Raw genomic sequence first — 17,885 nt, 5'->3', positions numbered from 1 at the left:
CACGCGTCTCGGGGCACGGGCGCCTGCCTCAGGCCGCAGGCGGCCAGGGCCGCAGCGCGTCGGCCTCGATCCAGGCCTGCGCCCAGTCGGGCAGGGGCGGGCTCTCGCCCGCGCCGAGGGCCGCCGCCACCTCGGCCGGCGGCACGATGCCCGATCCCGTGGTCGTGGCCGCGCGCAGCAGCATGTGGCTCGTGCAGTCGCCCTTCCGCCAGAGGCTCTGCTCCATGTAGAAGAACCGTCCGTCCCAGCCGAGGCAGCGGCTCACCATCTCGAGCCGTTCCATCAGCACCACGCGCCGCCGGTAACGCACCGAGCTGCCCGCCACCGTCATGCCCCAGCCCTTTTCGGAGCAGATCCGCTGCATCCCCGTGCGCACCAGAAGCGGCGCCCGGCCCAGATCGAACAGGGTCAGCGTCCGCCCGTTGTTGAGCTCGCGCCACGGGGCGAGATCCCAGGGCAGGCAGCGGTGCGAGGAGCGGTGCGTACCCAGAACCGGCAGGGGATCGAGCCGCCGCGCGCGGCGCATCTCCATGAAAAGGCGGACGTAAGGATACATCAATCACTCCTTCACGCCTTGGGTGCTACGCCATCACGGTCCCGTCAAGGCCAACGCAGCGGAACGAGGTTGCCCTTTGGCGGGCCCGTCTATACCTGTCTTTGAGATTTCCCGTGAAGGATGCGTCCATGATATCGCTCTTCCAGATCCTGATGCTGATCCTCGACATCGCGAAGTTCATCATCTTCGCGCATATCATCATGAGCTGGCTCATCAATTTCGAGGTGCTGAACCTGCGTCAGCCGCTCGTCGGCCAGATCTGGGACGGGCTGAGCCGCCTGCTCGAGCCGATCTATTCGCAGGTGCGCCGCATCCTGCCCTCGATGGGGGGTCTGGATCTCGCACCGCTGATCGTGCTGGTCGCGATCTACGCGCTGCAGATCGTGCTGCGCAACAACATGGCCAGCTTCTACTTCTGATCCTTCCCCACCTCACCTGACGGTCCGGCCCCGCGCCGGACCCAGACGGATTGCCTTATGCCCACCCCGCGCGAGCTTCTTCATTCGATCTTCGGCTTTTCCGACTTCCGGCCGGGGCAGGAAGAGATCGTCGAGGCGGTGCGGCAGGGGCAGAACACGCTCGCCATCATGCCGACGGGCGGCGGCAAGTCGCTCTGCTACCAGCTGCCCGCCCTCTCCCGCGAAGGGGTGACGCTCGTCGTCTCGCCGCTGATCGCGCTCATGCGCGATCAGGTGCGCTCGCTGCGCGAGGCGGGGGTCGAGGCCGGTGCGCTCACCTCGGGCAACACCGAGGCCGAGACGGACGAGGTGTTCCGGGCGCTCGACGAGGGCCGGATCAAGCTCCTCTACATGGCGCCCGAGCGGCTCGCCTCGGCCGGGGCCTTCGCGCTCTTGCGCCGGGTGGGGGTGGGGCTCATCGCGGTGGACGAGGCCCATTGCGTGAGCCAGTGGGGCCATGACTTCCGCCCCGATTACCTGCGCATCGGCGAACTGCGCCGCGCGCTCGACGTGCCACTGGCGGCCTTTACCGCCACCGCCGACGCCGAAACGCAGGAAGAGATCGTGGCGCGCCTCTTCGACGGCGTGGCGCCCGCCACCTTCCTGCGCGGCTTCGACCGGCCGAACATCCATCTGGCCTTCGCCGTCAAGGCGAGCCCGCGCCAGCAGATCCTGGCCTTCGCCGCCGCGCGCAAGGGCCGCTCGGGCATCGTCTATTGCGCCACCCGCGCCAAGACCGAGACGCTCGCCCAGGCGCTGCGCGAGGCGGGGCATTCCGCCTGCCACTATCATGGCGGGATGGAGGCCCACGACCGGCGCGCGGTCGAGATCCGCTTCCAGCAGGAGGACGGTCTCATCGTCGTGGCGACGGTTGCCTTCGGCATGGGCATCGACAAGCCCGACATCCGCTGGGTGGCCCATGCCGACCTGCCGAAATCCATCGAGGGCTATTATCAGGAGATCGGCCGCGCTGGCCGAGACGGCGCCCCGGCCGAGACGCTGACGCTCTACGGCCCCGACGACATCCGCCTGCGCCGCTCCCAGATCGACGAGGGGCTGGCCCCGCCCGACCGCAAGGCCGCCGATCATGCCCGGCTGAACGCGCTGCTGGGTCTGGCCGAGGCCACCGCCTGCCGGCGGCAGGTGCTGCTCGGCTATTTCGGCGAAAGCTCCGAGCCCTGCGGCACCTGCGATCTCTGCGACCGCCCGGCCGAGCTCTTCGATGCGACCGAGGCGGTGCGCAAGGCGCTGTCGGCGATCCTGCGCACCGGCGAATGGTTCGGGACCGGCCATCTGATCGACATCCTGACCGGCACTGCGACCCAGAAGGTGCGCGACCGCGGCCACGACGGGCTGCCCACCTTCTCGGTCGGCCGGGATCTCTCGCGCCCGGCGTGGGAGGCGGTGTTCCGGCAGATGATGGGGCGCGATCTGGTGCGGCCCGATCCCGAACGCCACGGCGCGCTGAAGATGACCGAGGCCGCCCGCCCCATCCTCCGCGGGGAGGAGCAGATCACGCTCCGCCGCGACACGGTGAAATCCGCCGCGGCCCGGCCGCAGGCCCGCGCGCTGATCTCCGAGGAGGATGCGCCGCTTCTGTCTGCGCTGAAGGCCAAGCGCCGGGCGCTCGCCGAGGCCGCGGGCGTGCCCGCCTATGTGATCTTCACCGACCGCACCCTGATCGAGATGGCCGAGCGTCGGCCGCAGACCCTCGACGAGATGGCCGGGATCACAGGCGTCGGCGCCAAGAAGCTCGAGAGCTACGGCGCGACCTTCCTTGCCGTCGTCACCGGCGAGGCCGAGGCCGCCATGCATCCCCAGCGCCGCCGTCTGGCGGGGCGGGGTGCGGCCGAGCTCTTCGACCGGCTGGCCGAGGCGCAGGTCGCGCTGATGCGCGGCGAGGACGGCACCGGCAAGCCGCTGAGCCTGCCGCAGAGCACGCTGCGCCGGATCGCCGAGGCGCGGCCCACGACGCTCGCCGATCTCGACCGCGTGGGCGATCTCGGCGCGCAGAAGATCGAGCGCTTCGGCGAGGCCTTCCTCGACGTGCTGCGGGAGGCCTGATGCTCGCCGTCCTGTCGCCCGCCAAGCGCCTCGCGGCGCAGCCCGCCCTCGATCTGCCCGCGGATCTCGCGCCGTCCGAGCCGCGCCTGCAGGATCAGGCCGATGCGCTGGCGCGGGTCGCGCGCGATCTGACCGCGGCCGACCTGCGCCGGCTCATGCATATCTCCGAGCCGCTGGCCCGGCTGAACGTGGCGCGCTTCGCGGAATTTCACGAAGCGCGAAATGCGGCCGTGCCTGCGGTCGCCTTGTTCGACGGCGACACCTATGCCGGTCTCGAGGCGCGGACCATGGATGCCGATGCGCTCCGCTGGGCGCAGGAGAGGATCTGCATCCTCTCGGGCCTCTACGGGCTCCTGCGCCCGCTCGACCGGATCCAGCCGCACCGGCTCGAGATGGGCACGCGGCTTGCGACCGAGCGCGGCGCGACGCTCTACGATTTCTGGGGCGACCGGATTGCCGAGGCCCTGAACGCGCGCGCGGCAGAGACCGGGGCGCGCGTCCTCGTGAACTGCGCGTCGGTGGAATATTTCACCGCCGCGGATCGCGCGGCGCTGAAGCTCCCCGTGATCACGCCCACCTTCCTCGAAGAGCGCAACGGCGAGCGCAAGATCGTGAGCTTCTGGGCCAAGCGCGCCCGGGGCGCCATGGCCCGCTTCATCGCCGAGAACCGGCTCGACGACCCGGAGGACCTGCGCGCCTTCCGCGCGGGCGGCTACGCCTACGAGCCCGACCTCTCCACCGACGAGCGCCCCGTCTTCCTGCGCGCGGGCTGACCCGGCGCCCTCGTTGCCGGCTGTCAACTGGGCTTCCCCGACGCCCCCGCTTCCCCGGCGTGCATGGATCGCGATCCCCGCAGATGCCGCGGTGCCGCCTCAATCTTTCGGCCGCCTTGCCTACATGTCGCCCGCCCGGGCGAGGCCGAAGCCTCAGTCCGGCCCCTCGACCAAGGCGGGCTGGATGGGCCGGGTGCCTGCCGGACAGAAGGCCGCCAGCGTTTCGAGGATCATGGCCCGGCGCAGGGGCTTGGTGAGCGTCCGGTCGATACCTGCGGCGGCACTGGCCCGGGCGTCGCTCTCGAGCGCGTGGGCCGTCAGTGCCACGATGGGCACATGGGTGCCCCCACGCTCACGGGCGCGGATGGCGCGCGCGGCCGCACGCCCATCCATTTCCGGCATCGAGATATCCATGAAGACGAGATCGGGCCGGATGCGATCATAAAGCTCCACCGCCTCGCGGCCGTTGTCGGCGAAGGTGAGGTCGATGTCGAGGTCTCGCACCATCTTGCCGAAGACGAGCTGGTTGGTGCGGTTGTCCTCGGCGGCCAGCACCCGCATCCGCCGGAGCGCCGGCACCGGCACGGGCGGCGGCCGGTCCGGCGCGGCGGGGGGCGCGGTCAAAGACTGGAGGCGCCGGTAGAGATCAGAGCGCAGGAGCGGCTTCTGCAGCACTCCGGCCAGCAGCGCCTCGGCCGGATGATCGCGCACGGCGGACGGGTTCGAGGTCAGAAGAAGGATCGGCATGGAGAAGCCGCCCGCACGCACCCTTTGGGCCAGCGCAAGCCCGTCGAGGTCGGGCATCTCGTGATCGGTCAGAAGGAGGTCATAGCCCGCATCCGCCGACAGTTCGGCCAGAGCCTCGATCCCCGAGCGGCAGAGCGTGACCGAGATGCCGCAAGGGGCAAGCTGGCGTTCGAGAATGGTGCGGTTGATGAACTGGCCATCCACCACCAGCGCGCGGCGCACCTCGATCGGCACCGGCGGGGCGGCCTCGTCATCGGCGGCGGGCAGCGTCAGGCGGAAGCCGAAACAGGAGCCGCGCCCCGGCTCGCTCTCGACCCAGACCGCCCCCTGCATCAGCTCGATCAGGCGGCGGGTGATGGCGAGGCCGAGGCCGGTGCCCTCGAAGCGGCGGGTGGCCTCGGCCTCGATCTGGTTGAACTCGCCGAACACATGGTCGAGATGCTCGGGCGCGATCCCGATCCCGGTATCCTCGACCGTCACGCGCAGGTCGTGCCGCCCCGGCGCGACCTCGAGGCCCACGACACGGATCAGCACATGGCCGGCGGCCGTGAACTTGACCGCATTGCCGATCAGGTTCGTCAGCACCTGTCGCAGCCGCCCCGGGTCGCCCACGAAGCGCGTGGGCAGGAACAGGTCGAAGTCGATGAGCAGGTCGATCCCCTTGGCCCGCGCCTTGGGCTGGAGCAGCATGGCGACCTCGTGGATGGTCCGTTCGAGATCGAAGGGCTCGGGGTGCAGCGTCAGCCGGTTCGCCTCGATCTTCGAATAGTCGAGGATGTCGTTGATGATGACGAGAAGCGCCTCGCCCGACGACCGGATGGTCTCGGAAAAGAGGCGCTGATCCTCGGTCAGCACGGTCTCGCAGAGGAGGTCCGCCATGCCCACGATCCCGTTCATGGGCGTGCGGATCTCGTGGCTCATGTTGGCGAGGAAGGCGGACTTCGCCCGGCTGGCGGCCTCGGCGGCGGCGCGGGCGGATTCGAGCGCGGCCTGCTGGCGCTTCAGCTCGGTGATGTCGACGCCGAGGCCCACGCGGCCGCCATCGGGGGTCTCGTGCTCGATCACCCGCAGCCAGCGCCCGTCGTCGAGCTGCTGCTCGGCCGCGCCGCCGAGGTGACGGAAGGCCGCGAGGCGGTCGGCCAGCCACTCCTCCTCGCGGCCCGCGGCTTCCGGGAACTGACCGTGCGCGAGCCCGTGCCGCAGGATCTCCTCGAACGGGGCGCCGGGCCGCAGCGCCTCGGCGGAACGGGGATAGATCGCGCGATAGCGGTCGTTGCAGAGCACCAGCCGCTCGGCCCGGTCGAAGAGGACGAATCCGTCGGGGATCGCGTCGATGGCCGCGCGGAGCCGCATCTGCTCGGTGATGTCGATGAGAAGGCTCACCATGTCGCCGTCGCGCGCGCGCCGGTTCACCAGCCGCAGCCATTGGCCGGTGCAGCGGCGCACGATCTCGGGCTCGACCGGATCCTCGTCCCAGCGGCGGATCATGCGCTGCCGCCAGTGATCGGCGGGCTCGCCGCGCAGGTCGATCAGCCCATGGGTGGTGGCCAGCTGCAGGAGGTCGGCCAGCGCCATGCCCGGCCGCACCTCGAGCCCCTCGAAATGGCAGCGGTAGGCCTCGTTCGCGGCCACGAGGCGCTGACCGGCGTCGAAGACGGCGAACCCGTCCTCGATCGCGTCGATCGAATCCCACAGCCGCCGCTCGGCCATGACGGCGGCGGTGTGGGCGCGTTCGAGTTCGGAGAGGAAGCGGCTGTTCTGCCCCTTCAGCTTCTCGGCCTCGGAGAGGGCTGTCTTGACCACGGCGCGCTGCTCGATGATCTGATCCGACAGCGCGCGGGCGTGGATCGCGAGCTTCTCGTTGGCGGCAAAAAGCTCGCGCTGCTTGTATTCCAGCAGCCGTTCGGCAGCCAGCCGCGCCCGCCGCTCCTTGGCCAGCTTCTGCTCGATGTCCATCCGTCCGCCCCGCCTAGACCTGCCGCATCCTGCGGCCGCAGAATGAATCTCTTCTTAAGCGCGAGCGGCCTTGGGCGCAGAAACGCCCCGAGAATCCTTGCCTCTCCGGCAGCCCGGTGACAGCATCCGCCGAAGACTTCCGGAGGAGTTTCCCATGCGCATCCGTCACCTGCTGCCGGTCCTGATGCTCGGTCTGATGCTGCCGCTCACCGCGGCCGCGCAGGACTGGCTGCCCGACCGCCGCGTCGTCCTGAGCGCGGATACCGACCTGCCGGGCAGCGACATGGCGACCCTCCTCGACACGACGCTCGACGGCTGCGAGCGCGCCTGCCTGTCGCGGACGGGCTGCACCGCCTTCACCTTCAACGGGCGCAACGGCTCGTGCTTCCCGAAATCCACTTCGGGCGATGCCGCACCCTATCAGGGGGCGATCTCGGGCGTGGTGGTGCCGGAGGATCCCGCACGGCAGGAGACGGCCCGCGCCCGCGCCTCGGATCTGGCCTTCCTGTCGGACTATGATCTCACGCGCGCGAAGGAGCAGGCGGCAGGGCTCGGCCACGAGCATACGGTGAACGGCTACACGGCCGAGGAGCATCTCCAGAGCGCGGCCCGCGCCGAGGCGCAGGGCGACCGGATTGCGGCGGCGAACTTCACCGGCGCGGCGGTCAGCGCCTCGGACCGGGCCGAGAGCTGGATCGACTATGCGCGCCGTCTGCGGGCGGCGGGCGAGGCGGACAGCTCGTCCCGCGACACGTTGCGCGACCGCGCCTTCCGGGCGGCGATCAACGGCTATCTGCGCGCGGGCTCGCCCGCGCTGCGCCACACGGCGCTGGTCGAACTCGCGCTTTCGGCCGAGACGATCGACCGCGGGCGCGACATGGTGCAGGCGCTGCGCCTCGCCCAGTCGATCCAGCCGCGCGACGACACGGCCCGGCTGCTCGACACGGCGGCAGGGAAATACGGCTTCCGCATCACCGAGAATGCGGTCGAGGCCGACCGGGTGCGGCCGCGGATCTGCGTGACCTTCTCGGAGAAGCTGGCCGACAGCGGCATCGATTACGCAAGCTATGTGCAGCTCGGAGAGCCGGGGCTGACGGTCGAAGCCGAGGACCGGCGGATCTGCGTGGGCGGCGTGGCACACGGGGCGCGCCATGTGCTGACCTTCCGCGAGGGGCTGCCCGCGGCCGACGGCCAGACGCTCGCCAAGTCGGTGCAGATCGCGGCCTATGTCCGCGACCGCTCGCCCTCGGTGCGCTTCCCGAGCCGGGCCTATGTGCTGCCGCGCGCCGGCGCGCCGGCGATCCCGGTCGAGACGGTGAACGCGAGGACGCTCGATCTGGCGGTCTACCGGGTGTCTGACCGCAACCTGTTGCGGGCGATCCAGCAGGATTACCTCGGCCGCCCGCTCGATCAGTGGCAGGCCGACCAGTTCACCTCCGAGGTGGGCGAAGAGATCTGGACCGGCACCGGCGAGGTGGCGATGGAGGTCAACCGCGACATGACCACCCGCCTGCCGATGGAGGAGCCGCTGCGGGGCCTGCCCGCGGGCATCTATGCGCTGAAGGCCGCGATCCCGGGGCAGGATGTCTACGAACATCCGGCCGCCTGGCAGTGGTTCGTGATCTCCGACCTCGGCGTGACGACGCTGTCGGGGACGGACGGGCTGCATGTCTTCGTGCGGAGCCTCGGATCGGCCGAGCCCAAGGCCGGCGTCACGGTCGAGCTTCTGTCGCGCGCGAATGCGGTGCTGGGCACGGCCACGACGGACGATCAGGGCCTCGCCGCCTTCGATGCGGGCCTCACGCGCGGCACCGGGGCGGCCGAGCCCGCTTTGGTGGTGGTGAAGGAGGGCGAGGCGGACATCGCGTTCCTGTCGCTCACCGATCCGGAGTTCGACCTGTCCGACCGGGGCGTGGAGGGGCACGAACCCGCCCCGCCGGTGGATGTGTTCCTTGCGACCGAGCGCGGCGCCTATCGCGCGGGCGAGACGATCCATGCCCTCGCGCTGGCCCGCGACGGCGAGGCCGCGGCCATCGAGGGGCTGCCGCTGACCGCGATCCTGAAGCGGCCCGACGGGGTGGAATATTCCCGCGCGCTGGCCTCGGGCACCGGGGCGGGCGGCCATGTGTTCGATCTGCCGCTCGCGGGCTCGGCGCCCCGGGGGGTCTGGCGGCTCGAGGTGCTGGCCGATCTCGAGGCGGCGCCGCTCGCCGCGAAGACCGTGCTGGTCGAGGATTTCCTGCCCGAACGGATCGACGTGACGGCGAGCCTGCCCGAGGCGCCCATCGCGCTCGGCGACTTGCCCGAACTGACGGTCGAGGCGAACTTCCTCTATGGCGCGCCGGGGGCGGATCTCGCCATCGAGGGCGAGGTGCTGCTGCGCGCGGCCGAGGGGCTGCCGAAGTTTCCGGGCTATGTCTTCGGCCGCTCGACGGCGAGCTTCGATCCGCAGGTCGCCTCGTTCGGCGGCCAGCGCACCGACGAGGCCGGTCAGGCGCGCTTCGCCCTCGATCTGCCGCAGGTCGAGGATCCGGCGCGCCCGCTCGAGATCCTCGTTGCGACCCGTGTCTCGGAAGGATCGGGGCGGCCCGTGGAGCGGACGATCACCCGCCGCCTGCGCCCGGCCGAGCCGATGATCGGCATCCGCCCGCTGTTCGACGGGGTGGCGGCGCAGGGCACCGACGCGCGCTTCGCGCTGGTGGGCGTGGGCCCCGAGGAGACGCCCGTGCCGATGTCTGTGCGCTGGACGCTGAACCGGATCGAGACCGACTATCAATGGTATCAGCAATGGGGCAACTGGGCCTGGGAGCCGGTCGAGACCCGGACCCCGGTGGCCGAGGGCGAGGCGGAGCTCGGCACGTCTCCGGTCGAGATCGGGGCGCCGGTGGACTGGGGCCAGTATGAACTCGTGGTCGAGCGCAGCGATGGGCGCCAGGCCGCCAGCTCGACGAGCTTCTACGCCGGCTGGTATGCGCCCGCCGACGTGACCGCCACGCCCGACACGCTGGAGCTGTCGCTCGACAAGCCCGCTTACCGGCCCGGCGAGACGGCACAGCTGCGCATCGTGCCGCGCGCACCCGGCAAGGCGCTGGTCACCGTGCTCTCGAACCGGCTGATCGCGATGAAGGCGGTCGAGGTCGGCGAGGGCGAAACGCTGGTCGAGCTGCCGGTGACGGACGAGTGGGGGACGGGCGTCTATGTGACGGCCACGCTCCTGCGGCCGATGGATGTGGCGGCAGGGCGCAACCCGACCCGGGCGCTGGGCCTCGCCCATGCCGCCATCGATCCGGGCGAGAAGAAGCTCGCGACCCGCATCGAGACCGCGCCCGAGGCCGCGCCGCGTGGCCCGATGGAGGTCGCGGTGAAGGTCGAGGGCACGGCTCCGGGCGAGACGGCCTATGCCACCCTCGCCGCGGTCGATGTGGGGATCCTGAACCTCACCGGCTTCGAGACGCCCGACCCGGAGGACCATTACTTCGGGCAGAGGAAACTCGGCGTCGGCATCCGCGACCTCTACGGGCGGCTGATCGACGGGATGAACGGCGCGCAGGGCTCGGTGCGCTCGGGCGGCGACGGCGGGCGGGCGCAGACGCAGGCCCCGCCTCCCACGGAAGAGCTGGTGGCCTTCTTCTCGGGCCCCGTCGAGGTGGGGCCCGACGGTCTCGCCCGCGCCACCTTCGATCTGCCCGCCTTCAACGGCACGGTGCGGGTGATGGCGGTCGTCTGGTCGAAGACCGGCGTGGGACATGCCGAGCAGGACGTGCTGGTGCGCGATCCGGTCGTTGTGACGGCGAGCCTGCCGCGCTTCCTCGCGCCCGGCGACGAGAGCCGCCTGCTGCTCGATATCGCCCATGCGACCGGCCCCGCCGGCCGGGTGAGCCTCGATGTCTCCTCGCCGGGCCTGACGGTCGGATCGGTGCCCTCGGGCCTCGATCTGGCCGAGAAAGGCCGCGCCCGGATCGAGGTGCCGGTCTCGGCCGGCCGGACGGGCCTGCAGGAGATCGAGGTCTCGCTCACCACGCCGGACGGCAAGCAGCTGACCAAGCGGCTCGTCGTGCCGGTAGAGGTGAACGACCCCGAGATCGCGCGGCGCGACCGGCTGACGCTGGAGGGCGGCCAGACCTTCACGCTGGACGACAACCTGTTCGCGGGCTTCGTGCCCGGCACGGGGCGCGCAACCATGGCCATCGGCCCGATTGCGCGGCTCGATACGGCGGGGCTGCTGGCGAGCCTCGACCGCTATCCCTACGGCTGCACCGAGCAGATCACGTCGCGGGCGCTGCCGCTCCTCTATCTGAGCAGCGTGGCCCGGGCGCTCGACCTGCCCGGCACCGAGGACATGTCGGTGCGGATCGGGCAGGCCATCGACGAGGTGCTGACCAACCAGACCGCCGAGGGGGCCTTCGGCCTCTGGCAGGCGCAGTCGGGCGACTTCTGGCTCGATGCCTATGTCACCGACTTCCTGTCGCGGGCGAAGGCGCAGGGGCACAAGGTGCCGGAGCTGGCGCTGCGCCGGGCGCTCGACAACCTCCGCAACCAGGTGAACTACTCGGCCGACTTCGACGAGGGCGGCGAGGCGCTGGCCTATGCGCTGATGGTTCTCGCGCGCGAGGGGGCGGCCGCCATCGGCGACCTGCGCTACTATGCGGACGTCAAGGCGGATGCCTTCTCCACCCCCGCGGCGCAGGCCCAGCTCGGGGCGGCGCTGGCCAGTTACGGCGATCAGCAGCGGGCGGATGCGATGTTCCGCAAGGCGGCCGCGCGGCTGAACGGGTCGCTCGTGGCCCAGTCGCAGCAGGTGTTCCGCGCCGACTACGGCACCGCCTACCGCGATGCGGCGACCGTGCTGACGCTCGCGGCCGAGGCAGGCTCGCAGGCGGTGGACCGCGAGGCGGTGACGACCTCGCTCGCCGCGCGCACCGGCACGCTCTCCACACAGGAGGCGGTCTGGACGCTGCTGGCCACGAACGCGCTGATCGACCGGCCGGAGCTCGAAGGGATCGCCATCGACGGCACCCCCGCGACCGGGCCGCTCGTCCGGCTGCTGCGCGACGGCGATCCGGCGGTGGCGGTCACCAATTCGGGCGGGCCGCAGGTGCTGACCGTGACCACCACCGGCGTGCCCTCCGAGCCCGAGTCCGCGGGCGGCAACGGCTATGCCATCGCGCGGAGCTACTACACGATGGAGGGCGAGGCCGCCGATCCGGGCTCGGTCGCTGCGGGCACCCGGCTGGTCGCGGTGCTGGAGGTGACGCCCTTCGGCAATGGCGAGGGGCGGCTCATGGTCAACGACCCGCTGCCCGCGGGCTTCGAGATCGACAACCCGAACCTGATGCGGGGCGGGCAGGTCGATGCGCTCGACTGGCTCTCCCCGGTCGAGAATGTGGCCCATGCCGAGTTCCGGCAGGACCGCTTCCTCGCCGCCCTCGACCGCTATGACGGCGAGGCCTTCCGGCTGGCCTATATCGTGCGCGCCGTCTCGCCGGGCACGTTCCACCATCCGGCGGCCTCGGTCGAGGACATGTATCGGCCCGAGTTCCGCGCCTGGACCGAGGCGGGCCGCGTCACCGTCACCCCATGATCCGGGCGCGGTGGCTGTTCGCGGCGGCGGCGGGGCTGTTCCTCGCCGCCGCCGCCCGCGACGGGGTCGAGGGCTTCATCGCCGCGACAGCGATGCCGCCTCTGGCGCTGCAGACCTCGGTCGAGGTCGAGGCGCGCGACGGCACGCTGCTGCGCGCCTATACCGTCGCCGACGGCCGCTGGCGGCTGGAGCCGGGGCCGGTCGATCCGCTGTTCCTGAAGATGCTCGTGGCCTACGAGGACGGCCGCTTCTACGACCACGGCGGCATCGATCCGCTGGCGCTGACGCGGGCGGTGCTGCAGGCGCTGCGCTACGGGCAGGTGGTATCGGGCGGCTCGACCCTCACCATGCAGGTCGCGCGGCTCCTCGAAGAAAGCGGCACGGGCCGGGTGGCGGGCAAGCTGCGCCAGATGCGGGTGGCGCTGGCGCTGGAGCGGCGGCTTTCGAAGGAGGAGATCCTGTCGCTCTACCTCCGTCTGGCGCCCTATGGCGGCAACCTCGAGGGGATCCGGGCGGCGTCGATCTCCTACCTCGGCAAGGAGCCCGCCCGGCTGACCGCGGCCGAGGCGGCGCTTCTGGTCGCCATCCCGCAATCGCCCGAGGGACGGCGGCCCGACCGCCACCCCGAGCGGGCCGAGGCCGCGCGGGCCCGCGTCCTCGCCCGCGCCGTCCGGGCGGAGGTGATCGAGTCCGACCGCGCCGAGGCTGCCCTGCGGGAGCCGGTGCCGCGGGCGCGCAAGCCCTTCCCCGCTGTGGCACCGCATCTGGCCGACCGGGTGGCGAAGGCCGATCCGCTGCGCCAGACGCACCGGCTGACGCTCGACGCGGCCCTGCAGAAACGGCTCGAGGCGCTGGCCGCCGAGACGGTCGAGGCGCGGGGCGAGCGGCTTCAGGTGGCGATGCTGGTGGCCGATCACCGCTCGGGCGAGATCCTGGCCTCGGTCGGATCGGCGGCCTATCGCGCCGACCGGCGGCAGGGGTTCCTCGACATGACGGTGGCGCTGCGCAGCCCGGGCTCGCTTCTCAAGCCCCTGATCTACGGGCTTGCCTTCGACGAGGGGCTCGCCCATCCCGAGACGCTGCTCGACGACCGGCCGATGGATTTCGCGGGCTACCGGCCGCAGAACTTCGACCGGATCTTCCGCGGCGAGATCCGCGCGCGCGAGGCGTTGCAGATGTCGCTGAACCTGCCCGCAGTCGCGCTGACCGATGCGCTGGGGCCGGCGCGGCTTCTGTCCGCGCTGGAGCAGGCGGGGGTGAAGCCGGTGCTGCCGGGCGGGCAGCCGGGCCTCGCCGTGGCGCTGGGAGGCGTGGGCGTCACGCTCTCCGACATGGTCCAGCTCTATGCGGCGCTCGCCCGCGGCGGGGTGGTGCTGCCGCTCCATGTCGAGGGCGAGGGCGCGCCGGGGCGGCGGCTGATGTCCGAGGTTTCGGCCTGGCAGGTGGCGGACATCCTGTCGGGCATGGCGCCGCCGCCCGGCGCGCCGGCGAACCGGCTGGCCTACAAGACCGGCACCAGCTACGGCCACCGCGACGCCTGGGCGGTGGGGTTCGACGGACAGCATGTGGTGGGGATCTGGCTCGGGCGGGCCGACGGCACCCCGGTGCCGGGGGTCTTCGGCGCCGATCTCGCGGCGCCGGTGCTGTTCCGCACCTTCGCCCGGCTGAAGCCCGCGCTGGATCCGCTGCCGCCCCCGCCGCGCGCGGCCCTGACCGTGAGCAATGCCGAGCTGCCGCAGCCGCTCCGCCGGTTCCGCTCGCGGCTGGCGGCCTTCCAGACCGTGGGCGGGCCGCAGGTGGCCTTCCCGCCCGACGGGGCCGAGGTCGAGCGGCTGCGCGGCGGGCTGAAGGTGAAGGTCGAGGGCGGGACCGCCCCCTTCACCTGGCTCGCGAACGGGGCGCCGGTCGCGGTCTCGCTCGGCGGGCGCGAGACGCTGCTCGACCTGCCGGCGGGGTTCCTCACCCTTTCGGTGATCGACGCGGACGGCCGCTCTGCCCGGACCGCGGTGCGACTGCGCTAGAGCAGAGGCTCAGACCCGCTCGAGCGCCAGCGCGATCCCCTGCCCGCCGCCGATGCACATGGTGACGAGGGCCCGGCGCCCGCCCGTCCGGTGCAGCTCGTGGAGCGCCTTCACCGTGATGATCGCCCCGGTGGCGCCGACCGGATGGCCGAGCGCGATGGCGCCGCCGTTCGGGTTCACCCTGGCCGGATCGAAATCGAGCGCGCGCGCCACGGCCAGCGCCTGTGCCGCGAAGGCCTCGTTCGACTCGATCACGTCGAAATCCGCGACCGAGAGGCCGGTGCGCGCGCAGAGCGCCTTTACCGCCGGGATCGGCCCCAGCCCCATCACCTCGGGATCGACGCCCGCATGGGCATAGCCGATCAGCCGGCCGAGCGGACGCGCGTCGGGCACGGCCCCCTCGCGCGCGAGGATCAGCGCCCCGGCCCCGTCGTTGATCCCGCTCGCATTGCCTGCGGTCACCGTGCCGCCTTTCTGGAAGGCGGGACGCAGCCCCGCGAGCGCCTCGAGGGTGGTGGCCTTGGGATGTTCGTCGCGGGAGAAGGAGACCGGCCCCTTCCGCGAGGCGATCTCGACCGGAACGATCTGGCCGTCGAAGCGGCCCTCCTCCTGCGCGCGGGCGGTGCGGGTCTGGCTTTCCAGCGCGAACGCGTCCTGATCCTCGCGGCTGATGCCGTGGCGCTCGGCCACGATCTCGGCGGTGATGCCCATGTGGCCGGTGCCGAAGGGGCAGTTGAGCGCCCCCGTCATCATGTCGAGCGCGCGCGTGTCGCCCATCTTCTGGCCCCACCGCGCCGTCGTCAGCGCATAGGGCGCGCGGCTCATCGATTCCGCGCCGCCCGCCAGCGCCACCTCGGCATCGCCCAGCATCAGCGCCTGCATGGCCGAGACGACGGCCTGCACGCCCGAGCCGCAGAGCCGGTTCACGTTCATCGCCGGCACCTCCGACGGGATACCCGCCTGCATCGCCGCCACGCGCGAGAGATACATGTCGCGCGGTTCGGTGTTGATGACATGGCCGAAGACCACATGCCCCACGCGGCCGGGCTCCACGCCTGCGCGCTCCAGCGCGGCACGGGTGACGGTGGTGGCGAGATCGCCCGGCGGGACCGCGGCGAGCGCGCCGCCGAAGCCGCCGATGGCGGTGCGGACGGCGGAGAGGACGAGGATGTCGGACATGGCGCGGCCTTTCTCTCTGGATGGCCGCACCATAGCCGCCGATCCGGCGACCGCGCCGGTGACGTTACGTCGGACAGGGAAATCAGGCGATGGGGCGGCGCCCCTCGGGGCCCAGCTGCCAGACCGAGCGCCCCTCGATCACCACGGCCGAGAGCGGCCCGCCATAGGCCGCGCCGCTGTCGAGGTTCAACCGGTTGCCGTAATGCGTCACGGCATCGATGGCCGTATGGCCATGGACGACGAGCATGCCATGATCGCGCGGATCGGACAGGAAGGGCTCGCGGATCCAGACGAGATCGTCTTCGATCTGCTCGGCGAGCGGCACGCCCGGGCGGATGCCCGCATGGACGAAAAGCGCCTCGTCGCGGCGGTAGACTGCGGGCAGCGCCTCGATGAAGGCCACATGCTCGGCCGGAACCAGCGCAACGGCCTCGCGGTGGACGATGGCCACGGGACGGTCGGCGGCATGGGCAACGCCGTAGGATTCGAGCGTCGGCCCGCCGCCCAGCCGCGGATGGAGCCACGAGAGGTCGCCGCGCAGGCCCGGATCCTGATGGGCCGGGTCGCGCAGGAAGCCTGCGAACATCCGGTCGTGGTTGCCCTTCAGCACCACCCAGTTCTCGCCCTGCTCGATCCCCTGCCGCAGATATTCCACGACACCGCGGCTGTCGGGGCCGCGGTCGACCAGATCGCCGATATGCACGACAGGCGCCTCGTCGTCCCCGGTCCGCGCGCGGTCTGCGGCGATCCGGCCGTGGATCTCCTGCAGGAGCGACAGGTGCCCGTGGATGTCGCCGATGGCGTAGCTTCGCATCTCGGTCCTTCCGGAAAATGACAAGGAGGCCCGGCCGCGCCGGACCTCCGCACCTTATGCGCCCCGGCCGGAAACCGGAAGGGCAGCCGAAGGAAGTGTCAGGCCACGTCGAATTCGAGCGGCTTCACCTGCTGGAAGAGGCCGGTCGATTCGAGCGTCTCCACCACCTTCGGATCGATTGCCTGATCGAGGTAGAGGATCGCGATGGCCTCCTGCCCGACCGAGGTCCGGCCGAGGGTGAAGTTCGCGATGTTGACGCCGTTCTTGCCCATGGTCATGCCGAGGAGGCCGATGATGCCCGGCACGTCCTCGTTCGTGGTGTAGAGCATGTGGCGGCCGACTTCGGCGTCGATGTTGATGCCCTTGATCTGGATGAAGCGCGGCTTGCCGTCCGAGAAGCAGGTGCCCGCCACCGACCGCTCGCGCTTGTCGGTCACGACCGTCAGCTTGATGTAGGCATCGAAGGCGCCCGACTTGGCCTGCGTGGTGGTCGAGATCTGGATCCCGCGCTCCTTGGCCACGACCGGAGCCGAGACGAGGTTCACGTCCGGGTTGGTGGCCTTCATGATGCCCGCGATGGTGGCGCAGTTCAGTGCGGCGAGGTTCATTTCGCCCACGGCCCCGTCATAGAGCACGTTGATCGCCTTGATCGGCTCGTCCGTCATCTGGCCCACGAAGGCGCCGAGATGGCCGGCGAGCTTGACCCACGGGCCCATGACCGCGGCCTCTTCCGCCGTGACCGACGGCATGTTGAGCGCGTTCTGCACCGCGCCCGTCAGCAGATAGTCGGACATCTGCTCGGCCACCTGAAGCGCCACATTCTCCTGCGCTTCCGTCGTGGAGGCGCCGAGGTGCGGCGTCACGACCACGTTCGGCAGGTTGAAGAGCGGGCTTTCGGAGGCGGGCTCGACCTCGAACACGTCGAAGGCAGCGCCGGCCACATGGCCCGACTTGATCGCCTCGGCCAGCGCCTTCTCGTCCACCAGACCGCCGCGGGCGCAGTTGATGATCCGCACGCCCTTCTTGGTCTTGGCGATAGCTTCGGCCGACAGGATGTTGCGGGTCTTGTCGGTCAGCGGCACATGGAGCGTGATGAAATCGGCGCGCGCCAGCAGGTCGTCGAGCTCGACCTTGGTCACGCCGAGCGCCTTGGCGCGCTCTTCCGACAGGAAGGGATCGTAGGCCACGACCTTCATCGAGAGCCCCAGCGCCCGGTCGCAGACGATGCCGCCGATGTTGCCCGCGCCGATCACGCCGAGCGTCTTGTTGAAGAGCTCGACCCCCATGAAGCGCGACTTCTCCCACTTGCCGGCATGGGTCGAGGCATTGGCCTCGGGCAGCTGCCGGGCGCAGGCGAACATCATCGCGATGGCATGTTCGGCGGTGGTGATCGAGTTGCCGAAGGGCGTGTTCATCACGATCACGCCCTTGCGCGAGGCGGCCGGGATATCGACGTTGTCGACCCCGATGCCGGCGCGGCCGATGACCTTGAGGTTGGTGGCCTGCTCGAGCAGCTTCTCGGTCACCTTGGTGGCCGAACGGATCGCGAGGCCGTCGTACTGGCCGATGATCTCGGCCAGCTTTTCCTTGTCCTTGCCGAGTTTCGGCATGTAGTCGACCTCGACGCCACGGTCGCGGAAGATCTGGACGGCGGTTTCGGAGAGTTCGTCGGAAACGAGAACGCGGGGGGCCATGTCGGGCATCCTGTCGGTAGGGGATCAGCGGACGGGGCAGAG

The 17,885-nt window shown here is 71.0% G+C and carries 10 protein-coding genes; 5 read left to right on the top strand and 5 right to left on the bottom strand.

Annotated elements, in window-relative coordinates; translation table 11 throughout:
- Positions 1 to 28: 28 nt before the first annotated feature.
- Positions 29 to 556: an acyl-CoA thioesterase gene (locus tag RSP_RS15190; RefSeq protein WP_017140015.1), complete on the bottom strand. Its 528-nt coding sequence runs from the start codon at positions 554 to 556 to the stop codon at positions 29 to 31.
- A 128-nt stretch (positions 557 to 684) separates the two neighbouring features.
- On the opposite strand from RSP_RS15190, the gene RSP_RS15185 reads away from it, so the two are divergent.
- From RSP_RS15185 to yaaA, 3 genes are read left to right on the top strand one after another with little or no spacing between them, the layout of a single operon-like run.
- The gene (locus tag RSP_RS15185) at positions 685 to 975 is read left to right on the top strand and encodes a YggT family protein (RefSeq protein WP_017140014.1); all 291 of its coding nucleotides are present in this window, start codon (positions 685 to 687) and stop codon (positions 973 to 975) included.
- Positions 976 to 1,032: 57 nt separating this feature from the next.
- A complete protein-coding gene (gene recQ, locus RSP_RS15180; protein ID WP_011338906.1) occupies positions 1,033 to 3,078 on the top strand; it encodes a DNA helicase RecQ in 2,046 nt (681 codons plus the stop codon).
- A complete protein-coding gene (yaaA, locus tag RSP_RS15175; RefSeq protein WP_011338905.1) occupies positions 3,078 to 3,851 on the top strand; it encodes a peroxide stress protein YaaA in 774 nt (257 codons plus the stop codon). The genes recQ and yaaA overlap by 1 nt, the downstream gene beginning before the upstream one ends.
- A gap of 153 nt (positions 3,852 to 4,004) precedes the next feature.
- On the opposite strand, the gene RSP_RS15170 is transcribed toward yaaA, so the two are convergent.
- Positions 4,005 to 6,554: a hybrid sensor histidine kinase/response regulator gene (locus RSP_RS15170; RefSeq protein ID WP_011338904.1), complete on the bottom strand. Its 2,550-nt coding sequence runs from the start codon at positions 6,552 to 6,554 to the stop codon at positions 4,005 to 4,007.
- Between the two features lie 154 nt (positions 6,555 to 6,708).
- Between RSP_RS15170 and RSP_RS15165 the strand changes: the two genes are divergently transcribed.
- Both RSP_RS15165 and pbpC read left to right on the top strand, forming a co-directional pair.
- Positions 6,709 to 12,135, top strand: a complete 5,427-nt coding sequence (locus tag RSP_RS15165) for an alpha-2-macroglobulin family protein (RefSeq protein WP_011338903.1) — start codon at positions 6,709 to 6,711, stop codon at positions 12,133 to 12,135.
- Complete coding sequence (gene pbpC / locus RSP_RS15160; RefSeq protein WP_011338902.1) at positions 12,132 to 14,156, top strand: penicillin-binding protein 1C; 2,025 nt, start codon at positions 12,132 to 12,134, stop codon at positions 14,154 to 14,156. The genes RSP_RS15165 and pbpC overlap by 4 nt, the downstream gene beginning before the upstream one ends.
- 9 nt (positions 14,157 to 14,165) lie before the next feature.
- On the opposite strand, the gene RSP_RS15155 is transcribed toward pbpC, so the two are convergent.
- From RSP_RS15155 to serA, 3 genes are all read right to left on the bottom strand, one after another.
- Positions 14,166 to 15,335 (bottom strand): acetyl-CoA C-acyltransferase family protein, encoded by a 1,170-nt coding sequence (locus RSP_RS15155; RefSeq protein ID WP_011338901.1) that lies wholly within the window; start codon positions 15,333 to 15,335, stop codon positions 14,166 to 14,168.
- A gap of 82 nt (positions 15,336 to 15,417) precedes the next feature.
- A complete protein-coding gene (locus RSP_RS15150; protein WP_011338900.1) occupies positions 15,418 to 16,149 on the bottom strand; it encodes a metallophosphoesterase family protein in 732 nt (243 codons plus the stop codon).
- A 98-nt stretch (positions 16,150 to 16,247) separates the two neighbouring features.
- Positions 16,248 to 17,843 carry a phosphoglycerate dehydrogenase gene (serA, locus tag RSP_RS15145; RefSeq protein WP_002721933.1) on the bottom strand — a complete coding sequence of 532 codons (1,596 nt, stop codon included), beginning with the start codon at positions 17,841 to 17,843 and terminating at the stop codon, positions 16,248 to 16,250.
- Positions 17,844 to 17,885: the final 42 nt, after the last annotated feature.

The sequence above is a fragment of the Cereibacter sphaeroides 2.4.1 genome, assembly GCF_000012905.2.
Classification (GTDB): domain Bacteria; phylum Pseudomonadota; class Alphaproteobacteria; order Rhodobacterales; family Rhodobacteraceae; genus Cereibacter_A; species Cereibacter_A sphaeroides.
Note: the sequence above shows the minus strand (reverse complement) of the source record. Positions and strands in the feature narration are given on the sequence as shown.

Coding starts and splice junctions, on each gene's coding strand:
- RSP_RS15190 (WP_017140015.1), bottom strand. CDS start 556: ATGTATCCTTACGTCCGCCTTTTCATGGAGATGCGCCGCGCGCGGCGG.
- RSP_RS15185 (WP_017140014.1), top strand. CDS start 685: ATGATATCGCTCTTCCAGATCCTGATGCTGATCCTCGACATCGCGAAG.
- recQ (WP_011338906.1), top strand. CDS start 1,033: ATGCCCACCCCGCGCGAGCTTCTTCATTCGATCTTCGGCTTTTCCGAC.
- yaaA (WP_011338905.1), top strand. CDS start 3,078: ATGCTCGCCGTCCTGTCGCCCGCCAAGCGCCTCGCGGCGCAGCCCGCC.
- RSP_RS15170 (WP_011338904.1), bottom strand. CDS start 6,554: ATGGACATCGAGCAGAAGCTGGCCAAGGAGCGGCGGGCGCGGCTGGCT.
- RSP_RS15165 (WP_011338903.1), top strand. CDS start 6,709: ATGCGCATCCGTCACCTGCTGCCGGTCCTGATGCTCGGTCTGATGCTG.
- pbpC (WP_011338902.1), top strand. CDS start 12,132: ATGATCCGGGCGCGGTGGCTGTTCGCGGCGGCGGCGGGGCTGTTCCTC.
- RSP_RS15155 (WP_011338901.1), bottom strand. CDS start 15,335: ATGTCCGACATCCTCGTCCTCTCCGCCGTCCGCACCGCCATCGGCGGC.
- RSP_RS15150 (WP_011338900.1), bottom strand. CDS start 16,149: ATGCGAAGCTACGCCATCGGCGACATCCACGGGCACCTGTCGCTCCTG.
- serA (WP_002721933.1), bottom strand. CDS start 17,843: ATGGCCCCCCGCGTTCTCGTTTCCGACGAACTCTCCGAAACCGCCGTC.